Here is an 18,356-nt window from a genome sequence, read left to right on the forward strand (position 1 = left end):
AGGACGATTGCTGTGGGTAAAGATTCGAAAAAGAAAACCGATAAACCCGTAGCGGGCGTAGACACCACTCTCAAACTCAAGATCGACGGCAAGAAACGCACTTTCAATATAGACGATCCCAAACTGCCGGACTGGATCGATGACGGCGATCTTGCTTCAGGGGGCTATCCCTATAACGACAAGATGCCGAACGACGAATACGAGAAGACTGTCGAGCGGCTGCAGATCGAACTCGTCAAAATGCAGTACTGGCTGCAGGACACCGGCAATCGTGTCGTCTGCGCGTTCGAGGGCCGTGACGCCGCCGGAAAGGGCGGCACAATCTTCACGCTGCGCCAATATATGAACCCGCGGTCGGCCCGCAATGTCGCCCTGCCGAAGCCCAGCGAGATCGAGCGCGGCCAATGGTATTTCCAGCGCTATATCTCGCATTTCCCGACGACAGGCGAGTTCGTCACGTTCGACCGTTCCTGGTACAACAGGGCCGGCGTTGAAAAAGTGCTGGGGTTCTGCACGCCCGAGCAGCATGAATCCTTTTTGGAAGAAGTGCCGGGATTTGAACGCCTTCTCGTTGCGGATGGCATTCATTTCTTCAAGTTCTGGCTCGATATCGGTCAGCTCATGCAGCTGAAGCGATTTCACGACCGCAGGCACAGTCCGTTGAAGAACTGGAAGTTCTCGCCAATTGACATCGAAGGGGCCAAGCGCTGGGACGACTACACGAAGGCGCGCGACGAAATGCTGGCACGCACGCACACGGCCTATGCCCCATGGACGATTGTCAGGTCCAACGACAAGCGACGCGCGCGCATCGCCGTCATCCGCAGAATTCTCTTGAGCCTGCCATATAAGGGCCGGGACATGGATGTGGTCGGCAATGAAGACGCGTTGATCATCGGCTCCGGCCATGAGTTTCTGTGAGGGCGCCGGCTGATCGGCTTCGGCAACACTATCTCTGAAGGATCGTGCGGCGTCTTTTCCCAAAGCGAAGGGGCTCTGCCGAGCTGCCAAATGGCACGCCATGAAGCCATGGCGGTAAGCAGCCAATAGAGCGGCAGCCACTGCAGGATCGATCCAGAAATCGAGGCGGCGACCGGTGTTTTTCTTTGGCCGAGCCTGTGGAATGACAGGAAGCCCATGACAACGCACACGAGATCGAGGGCGAGTATCGCATTGTGCCAGGTAAAGGCGTCATCGCGCGCGATATGGACAATCCCAAAGCCTATCCAGAGCAGCATGAACGGATAGACGATCGATGAGACGATGATCCCCGCAACGAGCGTTTGGAACACCATGAATCGTTGCAATCCTACGTCGCGCAGGAAGGCTCTCGGATTGCGCATTTCAACAAGCCACGTGTGCGCCCATCCTTTCAGCCATCTCGTCCTTTGCCGCAGCCAGATATCGACGCGGACCGGCGCGTCTTCAAGGGTTGGTCGGGAGATCACACCCACATCGTAGCCACAGCGCGCCAAGCGCGCGCCGAGCTCGGCATCCTCGGTGACGTTGTATGGATCCCAGCCGCGAACCGCTTCAAGGCAGTTACGCCTGAAGTGATTGGAGCTTCCTCCGAGCGGCAGAATGAAGCCGTGGCGGGCCAGCCACGGAAGCAGGCCGCCGAAATGGGCCGCATATTCGAAGGCGAACAGGCGCGCCAGCAGACAGGAGCCTGCGTTCGAAATAATCAGCGGCGCTTGCAGGCATGCAAGCCCCACATCGGATATGTCGAAGCGGCGCCAGGCTTCCAGCAACTGGTCGGGATGCGGCCGATCTTCCGCATCGTAGACCACGACAAAATCGCCCTTCGCCAATTGCAGCCCATAGTTGAGCGCCTTTGGCTTGGTTCGTGGGCCGAAATTGGCAACAGGGACGATCTTGAAACCCGGCGGTAACGTCTGGTCTGCCAAAGCCTTCAATGTTGCCGTGTCGTCTGCCTCACAGAGAAACAGGACTTCAAGCCTCGACTTTGGCCAATGGAGCCGCTGCATCGCCCTTACAAGTTGGGGTACCACCGCCGCTTCCTTATAAAGCGCGATCATGACGGTGTAGAACGGAAGTTCACCATGTCGTTGTGCAAGGCAGCCGGTTTCGGCGGGAATTTCGCCGGTCCTGCCTGCTGCCAGGAAGCGAAGCGCGATGCATGCAAAGAAGAAGGGCAACGAAAAATAGTGATAGCCATCCCAGAGGGTGGAAAGATGGAAAATCAGTCCGATCATGCCGAGGCTTATCGCAATGCCTAGGATGATCCCCTGAGTGCCGCTCAGGACCACCCGGGACGTACGCTCAAGCCCGCCCGTCTCCATCCTGTTCACGCACTTCAGCAACAGTTCGCGCTCGCGGTAGGAACGGATGAATTCATGCAGCTTTGTTGGCGTTGTTATTCTTGTGCGTGCCTTCGCCGCCGGATCGGAAGTCAGGCTGTGCTTCAGGTCGCCTATCTCGGTAAGCGTCGGCGCCGCGAATAGCAAAAGTTGGCCTTCAGCTGTCACCACCATCAGCCGGCGGGAGTGCAAATCGGGTGCAACAGCCGAACTTTTGCCGATGACTATCGCTCCCTCTGGAATTGCCGCAAAGCTCAGCCCGAGTTCCGCCGCTATGGCCCGGCCTATTGCCGCCTCGTCCGCTATGCCGGATGCCGCAACTTCTTCGAGCAGCGAGGTGCGGTTGGCAACCGCCTCGCGAAAGGCCGCGATAATGGCGTGTTTCGCCGTTCCCGCCTGGCATAGTCTTGCAGCGAGGGCAGCCTCGATCTGCCGCATTGCGGCGCCCGCCTAAAGTAAAGGCCGATGATCAGGCCGACCGTTCTCGTTTCGGGATGCAATTCGCAATATATACAATAATACCATGATTAATTCTTTCAATTATAGATTGAATTTATAAATCGAAGTATACTCTTGGTAGTAATATGTGCGATATAGTGCAGTAATAGAGATCAATGCGTAAACCGAGTCAATATACCCTTGAGTTTTTGCTTGCGAAGGCTCAGCAGCCAATTGCGCTTTTTGAGGTGAAGAGATCGTGTTAGCTTGGCCCCAAATCAAATCGCATCACGGTATCGCATGCCTTTCCGCAACATCGCCTCGTTTCTCGCCGCCTTCATTTTGGCAGTCCTGCCAGCTATGGCCGCGCAATCCGATTTTCCGCACTACTGGGATGGACGCGAGCATGTCGCCAAGCCCGATCTTTCGACCGTCGAGCGCATTCGCTTCGTGACGACCGTCGATTATCCGCCGTTCAACTTCGTCGATGCGACGGGGCGCATCTCGGGATTCAATGTCGATCTGGCGCGGGCACTCTGCAACGAACTCGGCGTGACCGCCATCTGCCAGATTGAGGCTCGTCCGTGGGACGAGTTGCAACCGACGCTTGAAAGCGGCGAGGCTGAGGCGATCATCGCCGGGCTAAAGCCGACCGCAGCGCTGCGCGAGAAGTTTGCCTTTACGGCTCCCTATATCCGCCTGCCTGCGCGCTTCATGGCGCTCAAGGAAACGTCCTTTGCCGAACCGTTCGCAGATACGCTGAAGCAAAAGACTATCGGCGTGATTGCGGGTTCAGTGCACCAGGCGATTTTTGCCGATTATTTTCCAAACAGCCATTGGGTTGGTTTTCCGACGCGCGAACTCATGTTCAGGGACCTGCAGGCCAAAAAGATCGATGCCGTATTTGGCGACGGCTCGGACCTTTCCTTCTGGATCGGCAGTCCCGAGGCAAAGGATTGCTGTGCCTTTGTCGGCGGCCCCTATATTGCGCCGCAGTTCTTGGGTGAAGGGATGATGATCGCAACCACGCTCGAAAATCAAAAGCTTGTCGATGCATTCGATTTCGCACTGAAGGCGATCGAGGAAAAAGGCATCACATCCGAACTTTATCTTCGGTACTTTCCCGTCGATTTCTACTAATCGATCGTCTTAACCCCGAAATCATTGCCGATTGCGCCTCGGCGCGGCCAGTGCGATTGACGCGGACGACCCGCGGACGTAGAGCGTTTCATCAAATCCAAGCGTTAACAGGAACAACGAATGAACTCGCGCCTAAACACCGAAATCGAACTGACCCCCGAAATGATCGCGGCGGCAGCAGAGGCCAAAGCATGGCCTTTCGAAGAGGCGCAGAAGATCATCAAGCGTTACGCGAAATCCGGCTTTCCTGAAACGGTATTGTTCGAGACCGGCTACGGCCCTTCGGGACTGCCGCATATCGGCACCTTCGGCGAAGTGGCGCGTACCTCAATGGTGCGCCATGCTTTCCGCGTTCTGACCGGCGACAAGGTAAAGACCAAGCTTCTCTGCTTCTCCGACGACATGGACGGCATGCGCAAAATACCGGACAATGTGCCGGATCCAGCATTTTTGGCGCCATATCTGCACATGCCGCTCTCGGCAGTGCCCAACCCGTTTGGCGGCGATTACAAGAGTTTTGCCGACCACAACAATGTCATGCTGTGCCGGTTCCTCGATACGTTCGGCTTCGACTATGAATTTGCGAGCGCAACGGAATATTACAAAGGGGGCCGTTTCGACGCCGTCCTGCTGCGTGCCGCCGAGCGTTATGACGATATCATGAAGGTCATGCTGCCGACGCTCGGCGAAGAGCGCCAGGCGACCTACAGCCCGTTCTTGCCGATTTCGCCGACAAGCGGCCGCGTGCTCTATGTGCCGATGAAGAAGATCGACGCCGGGAACGGCACAATCACCTTTGATGATGAGAACGGTGAAGAGACGACGCTCCCGGTCACCGGCGGCAACGTCAAGCTGCAATGGAAGCCCGACTTCGGCATGCGCTGGGCAGCGCTCGGCGTCGATTTCGAGATGTTCGGCAAGGACCACCAGACAAATGCGATCATCTATGACCGCATTTGCGAGATACTGGGTGGCCGGGCACCCGAACATTTCGTCTACGAGCTTTTCCTCGATGAGATCGGTCAAAAGATTTCGAAGTCGAAGGGCAACGGCCTCAGCATTGACGAATGGCTGACCTACGCCCCGACCGAGAGTCTCGGCCTCTACATGTTCCAGAAGCCGCGCACGGCAAAACGGCTCTATTTCGACGTCATTCCCAAGGCGGTCGATGAATATTTCACCTATCTTTCGGCCTATGGGCGTCAAAGCTGGAAGGACCGGCTGAACAACCCTGTCTGGCATCTCCATGACGGCAACCCGCCGACCGTGGACCTGCCGGTGCCCTTCGCACTGCTGCTGAACCTCGTAAGCGCCTCCAATGCCGAAAACAGCAGCGTGCTCTGGGGTTTCATTTCGCGCCATGCCAGGAATGTGACTCCGGCAAACAATCCGGAACTTGACGCGTTGGTTGGCTATGCGATCCGCTACTTCAACGATTTCGTCAAGCCGACCAAGAAATTCCGCGCGCCCGACGAGGTGGAACGCGGCGCCCTCGCCGCCATGGACGAGAAACTCGCGACGCTCGCGGACGATGCCGACGGGACCGACATCCAGAACGCCATTCTCGATGTCGCGCGCAGCATCGAGCGCTATCAGGACCACACAAAGAAGAGCCCGGAAGGCGGTCCAGGCGTCTCGGTGTCGTTCTTCCAGATGCTCTATGAGGTACTGATCGGCCAGGAGCGTGGCCCGCGCTTCGGCTCGTTCGTCGCTCTCTATGGCATCCCGGAAACGCGTGCCCTCATTGCAAAGGCCCTGGCCGGCGATCTGTCGTAGTCAGGGGCAACCAGCGGGAGTCCTCTATGCTTGATCATACTGGAGTTTCAGTCAGCGATTTCGAAAAGAGCAAGGCGTTCTATCGCCAGTTGTTCCCGTCAATCGGCTATGAGTTGATCCTTGAATTCCCGGCGTCCGTGACCGGCAGTTCGGACGTTGCGGGCTTTGGTGAAGGCGGCAAGCCGGATTTCTGGATCGCCAGCGGCGAACCCAACCGGCCAACAGTCCACGTAGCGTTTCGTGTTGGCAGCCGGAACATCGTCGATGCCTTCTATAAGGCGGGAATTGCCGCCGGCGGAACCGACAATGGCGCGCCGGGGCTGCGGCCGCACTACCATCCCAACTATTACGGCGCCTTCGTTCGCGATCCCGACGGGCACAATATCGAGGCTGTCTGCCACGAGGGTTGATAGGCGGCGGGTGGCAATTACGACACCCCCCCTCATGGCTGCCCCATTTCCTCACAAGGGTCCTAAGGACAAATCGAGCCGCAAGTCTTTACCCGGGGGCCTCACGGCTTGATCGACCTTGGATCCCTACTGCTGCGGTGGCGGCGGGAACGGTGCGTCCGGGACCGGCAACGGCGCAGGGACGGCCGGCGCCGCCAATTCCTCCGGCGGTAAATTATCCTGGAGCGCAGGCACCGGCAGTTCCTGCGTAATCGACAGCGCTGGGGGTGGGCTGCCGAATATGCCGAGCTTCGCCTCTTGCGCCTTCTTCATCGTTTCCGACTGGGGCGAACCGTCCGGTGCGCGAGCCCAGCCGTTCTCGACCAACCATTGCGCAAGGTCGGCACCACCGAGCCGGCAATGGGTCGCAATGACAGCTTCGGGCGGCTGGCCCGGCACGTCGCATTCGACGGCACGCTGGCGCAGCCAATTGCGAAACGCGGTGCGGGCCGCCATGCCGCAGGGCCAGGTCGTACCCTCGCTGGTGCAAGTCTCGTTCGGCCTGACTTCCTCGATGCCCTCGAGCGTGATGCGATAGCCGGAAACTTCGAGCGAACCGGCCGCGATTGCAACGGGCCGATAGAGCAAGGTCGGCTTTGCCGTATCGTCCACCGGCACCGGCGGTGGCGGGGGTGTGAGCGATGGCGGCGGTTCCGGTGGCGCCGGCGGTTTAGGGGGCAGGGCTTGGCCGAGTTCGCTCAAGGGTTGGCGCGGCGCGACCCTCTGCAATGGCGTTGCGTCACCGATCGAAGGCGACATTAGGTCCGGCTTGACCGTACGGGCCGCCTTCGGCGCTGCCTTTGGCTCATCCGGCGCCGGGCTCGCCTCATCGCTTTGCGCGTCCTGCATTTCCGAGGGCAATTCGAAATTCTCGGTCGTTACCGTTGGCTCGTCCCCGCTGGCTGGCCGCGCAGTCTCCAGCGCGCCGTTGAATGGGGCAACGAAGGCGTAAACAAGCGTCAGGGCAACCAGAACCGTCAGGATATAAAGCGGCAGCTGGCGCATGCGGATCAGTCCTACTGGCTTGCCCACAGGATCCTCGCGATCCAGTCGATATGGACCGCGTCAAAGGTGCGATTGGGATGTTCGGGATTCATCGACTGCAACTCGATCGTGCGGGCGGTCTGGCGGGCCAGAATCTTGGCCATGACTTCGCCGTCCCTGGTGCGAACCACGACGCGGTCGCCGCGGCGAACCGCAGCACCCGGCGCAACAATAATAGTATCGCCGTCACGGTAAAGCGGCAGCATCGAATCCCCCGACACCTCCAGTGCATAGACGGAGTCGCCGGAGCCCACGGGAAATTCGACCACGTCCCAACCCTGCCCGACCGGAAAGCCGCCATCATCGAAGAAGCCGCCGGCGCCGGCCTGCGCAAAGCCGAGAAGGGGTATCGAGCGGATGGCCGTGCCGCCCGCCCGTACAGCCTTGCCCACGACCAGCATCATGAACTCATCGAGCGAGGCACCCGTGGCCTCCATGATCTTGGCGAGGGATTCGGTCGAGGGCCAGCGAGCCCGCCCGTCGACCGCGAAACGCTTTGATTTGTTGAAGGTCGTCGGATCAAGCCCCGCGCGCTTCGCCAATCCTGAAACGGAAAGCGAATGGCGTTCTGCCAATGCGTCTATGGCCGCCCAAATGCGGTCATGTGAGAACATGTTGGGTCTCGGATAAAAGGAAAAAATACCTTCAGAGGTGTTTTAAGAAGGAATTTTGGAAAAGTCGAGGGGAATTACGGAAAACTTTCTTATTATCCAAAGAAAAGTGGGCATAAGCTGCCCACCCTTTTCAGATTCATGCAGACGCCGTCAAGCAGCCTGCTTTTTCTCCTCGACCGGATAAGGATTGAACCTTTCGTAGAAGGTCTCGCCCTTTTCCGCCATGTCGAGAAGGAGTTTCGGCGCCTTGAACTGGGCGCCATACTTTCGCTGCAGACCCTTGGCGATCTCGACGAACCTGGCTGCGCCCATCCCGTCGATATAGGAGAGCGTTCCGCCCGTATAGGGGGCAAACCCGAAGGCGAGGATCGAGCCGACGTCCGCTTCACGCGGGTCGGTAACAATGCCTTCCTCCATCACGCGGGCAGCTTCCAGGGCGATCGCAACGAGGAAGCGCTGCTTCAGCACCTCGATATCGATCTTGTCCGGGTCCTGCTGCGGGTAGAGCGTCTTCAGTTCCGGCCAGAGCTGCTTCTTTGCGGGCTTCGCAGGATAGTCGTAAAAGCCCTTGGCGTTCTTGCGCCCGCGGCGGTCGTACTTGTCGACTAAGGTATTGACCAGTTCAACGTGGCGGGGATCGATCGCCTTCGGCCCGAGATCGGCGAGCGTCGCCTTCAGGATCTTCTGCGACAGATCAATGGCCGTTTCGTCGTTGAGCGCCAGCGGCCCGACCGGCATGCCGGTCATGCGCGCGACGTTTTCGATCATCGCCGGCGGCACGCCCTCGATCAGCATGTTGTAGGCCTCGGCCATGTAGCGCAGCACGCAGCGGTTGACGTAGAAGCCGCGCGTGTCATTGACGACAATCGGCGTCTTCTTGATGGCACGTACGTAATCCAGCGCCACCGCAAGCGCCTTGTCCGAGGTCTTCTTGCCGAGAATGACCTCGACCAGCATCATCTTGTCGACGGGTGAGAAAAAATGGATCCCGATGAAATTCTTCGGGCGCTGCGAGACCTTGGCAAGCCCGGTGATCGGCAGCGTCGAGGTGTTGGATGCGAAAACCGCGGCAGGCTTCAGTACGGCCTCGGCCTTCTCGGTCACCACACGCTTGACCTCACGGTCTTCGAACACCGCCTCGATGACAAGGTCTGCGCCTTCGAGATCGGCATAGTCGGAAGACGGCGTTATCAAGGCGAGAAGCTTTTCCTTGTCCTCGGCCGTCGCCTTGCCCCGCTGAACGTCCTTGGTGATGAGATCGGCGGAATGGGCCTTGCCCTTTTCGGCGGCATCGAGGCTCTGGTCGAGAAGCACCACCGGAATGCCGGCCTTGGCAGTGACATAGGCGATGCCGGCACCCATGAAGCCGGCACCGACGACGCCAACCTTTTTGAACTTTGTAGGCTTCACGTCCACCGGTCGGCGCGCACCCTTGTTCAGTTCCTGCAGCGAGACGAAGAGCGAGCGGATCATCATTCCGGCTTCGGTCGATTGCAGGATCTTGGTGAAATAGCGCTGTTCGATCTTCAAGGCGGTATCGAACGGGACCAGCAGTCCCTCATAGACAGCCTTGAGAATGGAGGCTGCGCCCGGATAATTGCCGTAGGTTTCACGGCGCAGGATCGCAGTTGCGGCTGGCCACAGATTGGCGCCTGCCGGCGAATAGATGGCGCCGCCTGGAAGCTTGAAGCCCTTTTCGTCCCAGGGTTGAACCGGCTTCAGGCCGCCCTTGATCATCTTCTTTGCGGCCTCGACAAGCTTCTTGGCCGGAGCGATCTCGTGCACCAGGCCCATGGCCTTGGCGCGCGATGCGGTCAGGCTGGAACCAGTGGTCATCATCTGCAGGGCATCTTGCTGGTTCGTCAGGCGCGGGACACGCTGCGTGCCGCCGGCACCCGGGAAAATACCGACTTTGACTTCAGGCAACGCCATCTTCACCGACGGATCGTCGGAGACGACACGGCCATGACAGGCCAGCGACATTTCGAATGCGCCGCCCATACAGGTGCCGTTGATCGCCGAGACCCAGGGCTTGCCACAGGTTTCGAGCTTGCGGAAGAGCCCGCCCATCCTGCCGGTGTTCTCGAACAGCAGTTCGACCGCTTTCTTCGGGTCCCTTGCCTTTTCGGCCTGGAACATCTGGAACATGCGCTTGAGCATGGTGAGGTCGGCGCCGCCGGAAAAGGTATCCTTGCCGGAGGTGATCACCGCGCCCTTGACCGAATCGTCCTTGGTAACGCGATCAACGATCTGGTCGAGTTCCTTCATCACCTCTTCGGTGAAGACGTTCATCGATTTGTCAGGCATGTCCCAGGTGACGAGTGCAATGCCGTCCGCGTCGACGTCGAGTTTGAAGTTGATATAGCTCATAAGTCCGTTCTCCCTCAGACGCGTTCGATGATTGTTGCCGTGCCCATGCCCGCACCGATGCACAGGGTAACGAGGGCGACATTGAGATCGCGGCGTTCGAGTTCATCGAGAACCGTGCCGAGAATCATCGCGCCGGTTGCACCGAGCGGATGGCCCATGGCAATGGCCCCGCCATTGACGTTGATCTTGTCGCGGGGGATGTCGAATGCCTGCATGTAGCGCAGCACGACTGCGGCAAAGGCTTCATTGAGTTCGAAGAGGTCGATATCCGAGATTTTCATCTTGGCGCGCTTCAGGAGCTTGTGCGTCACATCCACCGGGCCGGTCAGCATCAATGCAGGGTCGGAACCGATATTGGCAAAGGCGCGGATGCGGGCGCGAGGCTTGGCGCCGAGCGCCTTGCCGGCACTTTTCGAGCCGAGGAGAACGCCGGCCGCGCCATCGACGATACCGGAGGAATTGCCGGCATGGTGCACATGGTTGATCGTCTCGACCTCGGGGTGCGCCTGAATGCCGACCGCGTTGAAGCCACCCATTTCGCCGGGCATCACGAAGGAGGGGTTGAGTGCCGCGAGCGCCTGCATATCGGTCGACGGGCGCATGTGTTCGTCATGATCGAGAATGGTCAGGCCATTCTGATCCTTGATCTCGAGCACCGAATTCTTGAAATAGCCTTTCTTCCAGGCCTCGCCTGCACGCTTCTGGCTCTCGACGGCATAGGCATCCACATCGTCGCGGCTGAAACCGTATTTGGTGGCGATCAGGTCGGCGGAAACGCCCTGCGGCATGAAATAGCCGGGGAGCCCTACGGACGGATCCATGTACCAGGCACCGCCGGACATGCCCATGCCGACGCGCGACATGGATTCGACCCCGCCGGCGATGACGATATCGTCCGCGCCCTGCACGATCTTCGCAGCGCCGAAATTCACTGCGTCGAGACCGGAGGCGCAAAAGCGCGATATCTGCATGCCGGGCGCCTTGAAATCATAGCCGGCTTCAAAAGCCGAGGAACGCGGAATGACGGCGCCCGCTTCGCCGACCGGATCGACGCAGCCATAGATAATGTCGTCGACCAGCCCCGTGTCGAGGCCGTTGCGGTCGCGCAGCGCCTCGAGAACATGGGCGCCAAGGCGGACGGCAGGCACTTCGTGCAGGCTGCCATCCTTCTTGCCTCTGCCGCGCGGCGTGCGCACGTGGTCGTAAATATATGCCTCAGTCATTTCATTCTCCCTGTTCGAACCCGCGGCTCATAGGCTGCGGGCGATCAAAAGCTTCATGATTTCGTTGGTGCCGCCATAAATCCGCTGGACGCGCGCGTCGCGGAACATGCGGGCGATCGGGAACTCGTTCATGTACCCATAGCCGCCATGCAGTTGCAGGCATTCGTCGACGACCTTGTTCTGCAGATCGCTCAGCCAGTATTTCGCCATGGATGCGGTAAAGGGGTCGAGACCGCCGTTCACATGCCGCTCGACGCAATGATTGTAGAAAACCCGGCCGATGGTCGCCTCGGTCTTGAGTTCGGCGAGCTTGAACTGCGTGTTCTGAAACTCCATGACCGACTTGCCGAACGCCTTGCGCTCCTTCACATAATCGATCGTCAACGCGATGGCGCGTTCGGCCATGGCAATAGCCGAACCGCCGATCTGCAGGCGCTCCTGCGGCAATTGCTGCATCAACTGGACGAAGCCCTGCCCTTCCTCGGTTCCGAGAAGGTTGGAGGTCGGCACACGCACATCGTTGAAAAACAGCTCCGAAGTGTCGTTGGACTTGAGACCGACCTTGTCGAGATTGCGGCCCCGCTCGAAGCCTTCCTGGCCATCGGTTTCAACGACGATGAGCGACGTGCCCTTGGCGCCCTGCGACGGATCGGTCTTGGTGACCACGATGATCAGATTGGCGAGCTGGCCATTGGTGATGAACGTTTTCGATCCATTGATGACGTAGTGGTTTCCGTCCTTCTTGGCGCTGGTCTTGACGCCCTGGAGATCGGAGCCTGCTCCCGGTTCCGTCATTGCGATGGCACCGATAAGCTCACCGGTCGCCATTTTCGGCAGCCATTTCCGCTTCTGCTCTTCCGAGCCATAGTGGAGGATATAGGGCGCGACGATGGAATTGTGGAGTGCAATGCCAAAACCGTCGGTCCCGACGTGACTGATCGCTTCGAGGATTGCGGTTTCATGGGCGTAGGTGCCGCCGGCGCCGCCATATTCTTCCGGCATCGAAGCACAAAGCAAGCCATTCTGCCCGGCGAGTTCCCAGATGGACCGGTCGAAAATCTCCTGCTTTTCGAAGCGGTCGTAATGGGGCACCACCTCGGCCTCAAGGAACCTGGTGGCCATATCCTCCAGCATCACGACATCATCGGTCTTCCACGTAGGCTTCGGAACACCCAATACTTCTTCCGGTCGCAGACCCATCACTAACCTCCCGATTTCGGTTACAGGAACCGCGTGAGGCGCGGCTCGGAAAAGCGTTCGCCGGCAGCTTAGAATGCTTCGGCGGGCAGCGCCATCATCGTATCCGCTCCGGTCTGGATGCGGGCGAGATGCGCCGATGTCTCCGGCATCACCCGCTCCATGAAGAATTTGCCGGTGGCGAGCTTCGTCTCGAAGAAGGCCTTGTTCTCGGTGCCTTCCGCGAGCTTCGCATGCGACGCCTTCGCCATGCGGGCCCACATATAGCCGAGGCTGACAAGACCGAAGAGGTGCATGTAATCGGTCGATGCCGCGCCGGCATTGTCCGGATTGGCCATGCCATTCTGCATCAGCCACATGGAGGCGGCCTGCAGGTCGTTCAAGCCCTTCTTCAGGTGCTTGGTGAAGAAGGCGAGATTATCGTCGCTGCGATTTTCCTCGCAGAAGTCGCCGACTTCCTTGAAGAAGGCCATGACGGCGCGGCCGCCATTGAGGCCGAGCTTGCGTCCGACCAGATCCATTGCCTGAATGCCGTTCGCGCCCTCGTAAATCATGGCGATGCGCGCGTCGCGCACATACTGGCTCATGCCGTGTTCTTCGATGTAGCCGTGGCCACCGAACACCTGCTGTGCCATGCAGGCATGTTCAAAGCCCTTGTCGGTAAGAACACCCTTGAGTACCGGAGTCATCAGGCCGAGCATGTCATCGGCAAGCTGGCGCTCGGCCTCATCGCCGGAGCGATGCGCGACGTCGGATTTCAGCGCTGACCAGAGGATGAAGGCGCGGCCCGCTTCGTTGAACGACTTGATCGTCAGGAGGATACGGCGGATGTCGGGGTGGACGATGATCGGGTCAGCCTTCTTGTCCGGTTCCTTGGGGCCGGTCAGCGCGCGGCCCTGAATACGGTCGCGGGCATAGATGGCGGCATTCTGGTAGGCGACTTCACCGATCGACAGACCCTGGAGCGCAACGCCGAGCCGTGCTTCGTTCATCATGGTGAACATGGCGCGCAGGCCCTTGTTCTCCCCGCCAAGGAGGTAGCCGGTCGCCTCATCATAATTCATGACGCAGGTCGAATTGCCGTGAATGCCCATCTTTTCTTCGATGGAGCCACAGGAAACGCCGTTGCGCTCGCCCGGATTGCCGTTCGCATCGGGAATGAACTTCGGCACGATGAACAGCGAAATGCCCTTCACGCCCTCCGGCGCTCCTTCGATGCGGGCGAGAACGAGGTGAATGATATTCTCGGCCATGTCGTGTTCGCCGGCCGAGATGAAGATCTTCTGGCCGGAAATCTTGTACGAGCCGTCGCCGTTCGGTACCGCCTTGCTGCGCAAAAGCCCGAGGTCCGTTCCGCAATGCGGTTCGGTGAGATTCATCGTGCCGGTCCAGATGCCGTCGGTCATCTTGGGAAGGTAGGCCTGCTTCTGCTCCTCGGTGCCATGCGTGACGATGGCAGCAATCGCGCCCTGGGTTAGGCCGGGATACATCACCAGCGCCATGTTGGCGGATGCCATGTATTCGCCGGCGGCGACATGCAACGTATAGGGAAGGCCCTGGCCGCCGAATTCCTGCGGAACGGCAAGCCCAACCCAGCCACCTTCGCGATAGGCATCGAAGGCCTGCTTGAAGCCTTTGGGCGTCGTGACCGAACCATCGTCGTGGCGCACGCAGCCCTCATGATCGCCGATCTGGTTCACCGGAAACAGCGTGTTCTCAGCGAGTTTAGCGCCTTCGCCTAGGATGGCTTCCACGATATCCGGCGACGCATCGGCAAAACCCGGGAGGTTGTTGTAGCGTTCAAATCCCAGGACATCGTTCAGGATAAACAACGTATCTTCAACGGGCGCGCGGTAACTCGGCATCAGGTTTCCTCCAAAACATAAACGAGCAGATGCGGCGCCCATAAGCGGCACCGCCATATTTATCTAGCAAACTTTGACGTTTCCGTAAACGTCAAAGTTTGTCGAAGTTCACAGGCAGCGCCAAGACTTGGGCGCACCCCCTACAATTCCCAGTTGCAAAACAAGGCCGCAACCGCGGCAGCAGCAGGCGAGCAGATTTTTAACCTTTTAGCGCCTTATCTTAACGAGTTGTTTACCACGTTTCGCCAATGTCAACGTGTCGGTGATCCGTGTCTATGTGTGGTTGGTTTTTCACGGCTTGTCGGACTGTGTGGGGCAAAGGTCCCGGCTTTCCGAATTGGCCCGAATGATCGTCTTGCGGCGCATTCGCTTTTCGGCAGACCAAGGCCACCTTTTTCCGCCCAGTCGAAACTGGAAGCGCCAGGCCGGCGCGTCAACTCGGGCAGCAGACATCCATGACAAACCAAAGGTCATTAATGGAACAGGTCAATGTGAACCGCGCACGCCGCGATGCGACGTCGCTCGACAGCCTCAACCGCACATTAGAAACCCTTGAAGCGCAGTTGCGCGGCTCGATGCAACCGGAGGTCGGCGAGGAAACGCCCGACATCGCCGATCGTTTCGCCGCCCTCGCCTCCCGCGCAGGACAATCGGCCCTGCCCGAACGCATCGCGCAGGCAGCACAACCTGCAACCTCTTCCGCGAGCCTAGCTTCGAAAGAGAAGCACGATCTGTCCGCCATCGCCGCCCAATTGAAGCAATTGCGCGACGAGATGCGCGACGATATCGAGACCACTTCGCGCGGAGAGCTTCATGGCGAGACCATGAACCGGCTGCGCCATTCGACCACGCATGAGCGCGCGCCCTATGGCCGCAGCACTTATTATGCGAATGAGGCCGAGGCTGCGCTGGGTTCGCTGGAACGCCGCCTCAATGAAATGCATCGCACTGTCGATGCGCCGTCGCACATGCTGCCGCTGCACAACGTCGAGGAAAAGCTCAATCTTCTCACCGGGGCCGTTGAGCAGATGTCGCGTCGCCACGGCTCCGGCATCCCGACGCAGTTCATGCAACAGATGGACGAGCGCCTCGACGAGATCAGCCGCGCCATCGTCGCCACCGCGCGGCCAGCTGCATTGCAATATGCCGAGGCCGATGCCTTCGAACGCGTCGAGACACGTATTTCGTCGCTTGCCTCGACAATTGAGTCAGCCACGCACGACAGAACCTCGGACGTTATTCTCAAGCGGATGGGTGAACTCGCGCATCATATCGAGCAACTCAACAAGCAGCATGGAACGACGACGCAGAACCTCGACGTTCTTGCTGAACAGCTTTCGGCCGTGGCGCGGCATTTGCAGAGTGCGCCCGCCGCGATCAGCATTTCGGACTTCCGCGACCTGGAGGGCCGCGTACTGCAGATCATAAGCAAGCTCGATGCCGCGCCCCAGCCGGCGGCGGTTGACCCGGCCTTCATCGAGAAGATGGATCAGCGCTTCGAGGAACTCACCCGCCGCCTCGACCAGCATCATACGCTCGTCGAGCACAATGATATCCGCCTGACCGACAATCTCGAAGCACGCTTCGATGACATGGCCCGCTACTTTGCCGAGAACCTGCCGCAAGCAGACGGCACCAAGGACGCCATACGCAGTCTCGAACTGCAGATTGCCGGTCTTGCCGAACGTCTCGCCCAATCCAACGATCGCGATGCTGAAATCGCGAAGATTTCGCCGCGCCTCGAAGCCATCGAAGTCGCCATCGCCGGCAATCGCGATCTGGTCGTCGAGGCAGCACGCAATGCGGCGGCCGAGGCAATCCGCAATACAGCGAACTTCGGCAGCGATCATGACAATTCGATCGCGCGCGAGCTCGCCGACGACCTGAAGACGCTGGAGAAGCTGGCGCGACGGTCCGACGAGCGCAACGGCCGCACCTTCGAGGCCATTCACGATACGCTGCTCAAGATCGTTGATCGCCTGGCTTCGCTCGAAAGCGGCGCCGTTCCGATCTACAAGAATTTCGGACCTGCCGAAAGCACGGCGGTCGTCGCTCCGGACGCGCCGCTGGCCGAAACAGCAACGTTCACCAAGGAGCCTGTCGCAGAAAGTGCGCCTGCCTTCAATGCGCCGCTTGTATCCGCCCGGGAAGAACAGCCTGCGTCTGACGAAATCGTCGACGCGGAAATTGCAACGGAAACGCCGCGGGAGCGTAAATCACTGTTCGGCAGCCTTACACGCAGCCTCAAGGTACGCGGCAAGCGCGAGGCAGCGGCACAGGAACCTTCACTCGACCTATCGGACGACATCAAGGAAGAGCCGGCGACAGAGATCGACGCCGACATTCTCAACCGCCCGCTCGAGCCCGGGTCTGGCATGCCCGACCTCAATTCCATCCTCAAACGCGTCCGTGACGAACGGCGCGACATGTCGGCTGCGACTGACATCGCCGGCGGCAAGGCGGATTTCATTACGGCGGCCCGCCGCGCAGCGCAGGCAGCAGCCACAGAGGCCGAAAATCAGAAACGCGGCATCGCATTCGGTGACGGCGCGACCGACGGCGCGGCCAAGAGCGGAATCTTCTCGCGTCAGCGCAAGCCCATCCTGCTCGCGATTGGTGCGATCATGATCGCGATAGCCGGTCTGCAGCTGAAAAATGCCTTCGTCGATCATCCGGGAACGGACCTCGCCTCCAAGGCACCGGAGCCAGCCACCCCGGAAGAGCCAGCTATCACGCAGGAGCAGCCACAGGCGGAGCCTCACACCAACGCTGCGCCCGAAACACCTGCCGAAAACAATGCGTCGGCAGTGTCGCAGCCTGCGCCCGTCCAGGACCCGGTGGCCGGCGTCATCAATTCCGAGCGCATGATCGATCCGGTGCCCGCGACCGTGCCGGCAACCGGTGCGTCCTCCGCCGTGCTGCCGTTCATCCCGGTCGAGGCGGGACCTGAGCCGCTGCGCGACGCTGCGACCAAGGGCGACAGCCGTGCCCTGTTCGAGATCGGCAACCGCTACATGGAAGGTCGCGGCGTCGAGAGCGACTACGCCAAGGCCATCGAGTGGTATGACCGCGCTGCGGAGCGTGGCTTTGCGCCGGCCGAATACCGGCTTGGCAACTTCTACGAAAAGGGCCTCGGGGTCACGCGCGATCTTGCCAAGGCGAAGTCCTATTACGAATTGGCGGCCGGAAAGGGCAATGCCAGCGCGATGCACAATCTGGCGGTGCTCTTTGCAGGCGGCGCCGATGGCGCCCCTGACAACGAGGCAGCCGCGCGCTGGTTTGCCCAGGCGGCGGAACTCGGCGTCAAGGACAGCCAGTTCAACCTTGCCATCCTTTCCGCCAAAGGCATGGGCGTGCCCCAGAACCTTGAGGAAAGCTACAAATGGTTCGCGCTCGCAGCCAAGGCCGGAGATGTCGACGCCGCACAGAAGCGTGAGGATGTAGCGAAAGTCATGAGACCCGAGCAGCTCGAGCGAGCCCGGGCTGCTGTCGAACTCTGGAACGCCAAGCCCCTCAATCCCGACGCGAACGCCACCAATGTTCCGGCGGAATGGCGCGATTCCCCAGCTGTTACCGGCTCGGTGACCTCAGGAGCGCTCGACATGGAGAAGGCCATCCGCAACGTTCAGCTGATCCTCAACAAGAACGGCTATGATGCGGGCGGCTCGGATGGCAAGATCGGCACGAAGACACGTGATGCGATCATGGCCTTCCAGAAGGACAACGGCTTGAAGCCGACGGGCAATATCGACAAGGATTTCGTCAGGAACCTTCTGCAGAAAAACAAGCAGATCTGAACTGCGTTTCCCCTCCCGGTTCGACCGGGAGGGGGCGCCTTTCAAGCGGCCTGCAAGTCAACCGGAAATGCGCTTCGTTTTAACGAAGCGACACGCATCTTCGCATTTGAACCGGCCCAATG

Annotated in this window: 11 protein-coding genes and 1 pseudogene; 5 read left to right on the plus strand and 7 right to left on the minus strand. The window is 59.6% G+C overall.

Annotation, left to right across the window (positions count from 1 at the left end; translation table 11 throughout):
• Nucleotides 1-12 precede the first annotated feature (12 nt).
• Nucleotides 13-921, plus strand: coding sequence for a polyphosphate kinase 2 (gene ppk2 / locus BR48_RS25755; RefSeq protein ID WP_027230349.1), 909 nt, complete (start codon nt 13-15; stop codon nt 919-921).
• A 311-nt stretch (nt 922-1,232) separates the two neighbouring features.
• Here ppk2 and BR48_RS26825 read toward each other — a convergent pair.
• Nucleotides 1,233-2,759: pseudogene (locus BR48_RS26825) on the minus strand (glycosyltransferase); the annotation flags it as partial.
• Between the two features lie 300 nt (nt 2,760-3,059).
• On the opposite strand from BR48_RS26825, the gene BR48_RS0105300 reads away from it, so the two are divergent.
• From BR48_RS0105300 to BR48_RS0105310, 3 genes are all read left to right on the plus strand, one after another.
• A complete protein-coding gene (locus BR48_RS0105300) occupies nt 3,060-3,899 on the plus strand; it encodes a transporter substrate-binding domain-containing protein (RefSeq protein WP_027230350.1) in 840 nt (279 codons plus the stop codon).
• 120 nt (nt 3,900-4,019) lie between these two features.
• Entirely contained in the window at nt 4,020-5,675 is a 1,656-nt protein-coding gene (locus BR48_RS0105305) for a lysine--tRNA ligase (RefSeq protein ID WP_027230351.1), read from the plus strand.
• A gap of 26 nt (nt 5,676-5,701) precedes the next feature.
• Complete coding sequence (locus tag BR48_RS0105310; RefSeq protein ID WP_027230352.1) at nt 5,702-6,085, plus strand: VOC family protein; 384 nt, start codon at nt 5,702-5,704, stop codon at nt 6,083-6,085.
• Nucleotides 6,086-6,211: 126 nt separating this feature from the next.
• Here BR48_RS0105310 and BR48_RS23860 read toward each other — a convergent pair whose 3' ends face one another.
• The 6 genes from BR48_RS23860 to BR48_RS0105340 form a co-directional block, all read right to left on the minus strand.
• On the minus strand, nt 6,212-7,156 hold the full coding sequence (locus BR48_RS23860) for a thermonuclease family protein (protein ID WP_155810810.1): 945 nt from the start codon (nt 7,154-7,156) through the stop codon (nt 6,212-6,214).
• Entirely contained in the window at nt 7,141-7,782 is a 642-nt protein-coding gene (locus BR48_RS0105320) for a helix-turn-helix transcriptional regulator (protein WP_027230353.1), read from the minus strand. The genes BR48_RS23860 and BR48_RS0105320 overlap by 16 nt, the downstream gene beginning before the upstream one ends.
• A 150-nt stretch (nt 7,783-7,932) precedes the next feature.
• The gene (locus tag BR48_RS0105325; RefSeq protein WP_027230354.1) at nt 7,933-10,152 is read right to left on the minus strand and encodes a 3-hydroxyacyl-CoA dehydrogenase NAD-binding domain-containing protein; all 2,220 of its coding nucleotides are present in this window, start codon (nt 10,150-10,152) and stop codon (nt 7,933-7,935) included.
• 14 nt (nt 10,153-10,166) lie between these two features.
• On the minus strand, nt 10,167-11,375 hold the full coding sequence (locus tag BR48_RS0105330; protein ID WP_027230355.1) for an acetyl-CoA C-acetyltransferase: 1,209 nt from the start codon (nt 11,373-11,375) through the stop codon (nt 10,167-10,169).
• Between the two features lie 27 nt (nt 11,376-11,402).
• On the minus strand, nt 11,403-12,575 hold the full coding sequence (locus BR48_RS0105335) for an acyl-CoA dehydrogenase family protein (protein WP_027230356.1): 1,173 nt from the start codon (nt 12,573-12,575) through the stop codon (nt 11,403-11,405).
• A gap of 68 nt (nt 12,576-12,643) precedes the next feature.
• The gene (locus BR48_RS0105340) at nt 12,644-14,437 is read right to left on the minus strand and encodes an acyl-CoA dehydrogenase C-terminal domain-containing protein (RefSeq protein WP_027230357.1); all 1,794 of its coding nucleotides are present in this window, start codon (nt 14,435-14,437) and stop codon (nt 12,644-12,646) included.
• Nucleotides 14,438-14,892: 455 nt separating this feature from the next.
• On the opposite strand from BR48_RS0105340, the gene BR48_RS0105345 reads away from it, so the two are divergent.
• On the plus strand, nt 14,893-18,234 hold the full coding sequence (locus BR48_RS0105345) for an SEL1-like repeat protein (protein WP_027230358.1): 3,342 nt from the start codon (nt 14,893-14,895) through the stop codon (nt 18,232-18,234).
• Nucleotides 18,235-18,356 lie beyond the last annotated feature (122 nt).

The sequence above is a fragment of the Phyllobacterium sp. UNC302MFCol5.2 genome (assembly GCF_000686005.1).
GTDB classification, from domain to species: Bacteria; Pseudomonadota; Alphaproteobacteria; order Rhizobiales; family Rhizobiaceae; genus Phyllobacterium; species Phyllobacterium pellucidum.

Excerpts from the sequence above, each read along its gene's own strand:
- BR48_RS0105300 (WP_027230350.1), top strand. The coding sequence starts at position 3,060 with ATGCCTTTCCGCAACATCGCCTCGTTTCTCGCCGCCTTCATTTTGGCA.
- BR48_RS0105310 (WP_027230352.1), top strand. The coding sequence starts at position 5,702 with ATGCTTGATCATACTGGAGTTTCAGTCAGCGATTTCGAAAAGAGCAAG.
- BR48_RS0105345 (WP_027230358.1), top strand. The coding sequence starts at position 14,893 with ATGACAAACCAAAGGTCATTAATGGAACAGGTCAATGTGAACCGCGCA.
- BR48_RS0105325 (WP_027230354.1), bottom strand. The coding sequence starts at position 10,152 with ATGAGCTATATCAACTTCAAACTCGACGTCGACGCGGACGGCATTGCA.
- BR48_RS0105305 (WP_027230351.1), top strand. The coding sequence starts at position 4,020 with ATGAACTCGCGCCTAAACACCGAAATCGAACTGACCCCCGAAATGATC.
- BR48_RS0105340 (WP_027230357.1), bottom strand. The coding sequence starts at position 14,437 with ATGCCGAGTTACCGCGCGCCCGTTGAAGATACGTTGTTTATCCTGAAC.
- BR48_RS0105335 (WP_027230356.1), bottom strand. The coding sequence starts at position 12,575 with ATGGGTCTGCGACCGGAAGAAGTATTGGGTGTTCCGAAGCCTACGTGG.
- BR48_RS0105320 (WP_027230353.1), bottom strand. The coding sequence starts at position 7,782 with ATGTTCTCACATGACCGCATTTGGGCGGCCATAGACGCATTGGCAGAA.
- BR48_RS0105330 (WP_027230355.1), bottom strand. The coding sequence starts at position 11,375 with ATGACTGAGGCATATATTTACGACCACGTGCGCACGCCGCGCGGCAGA.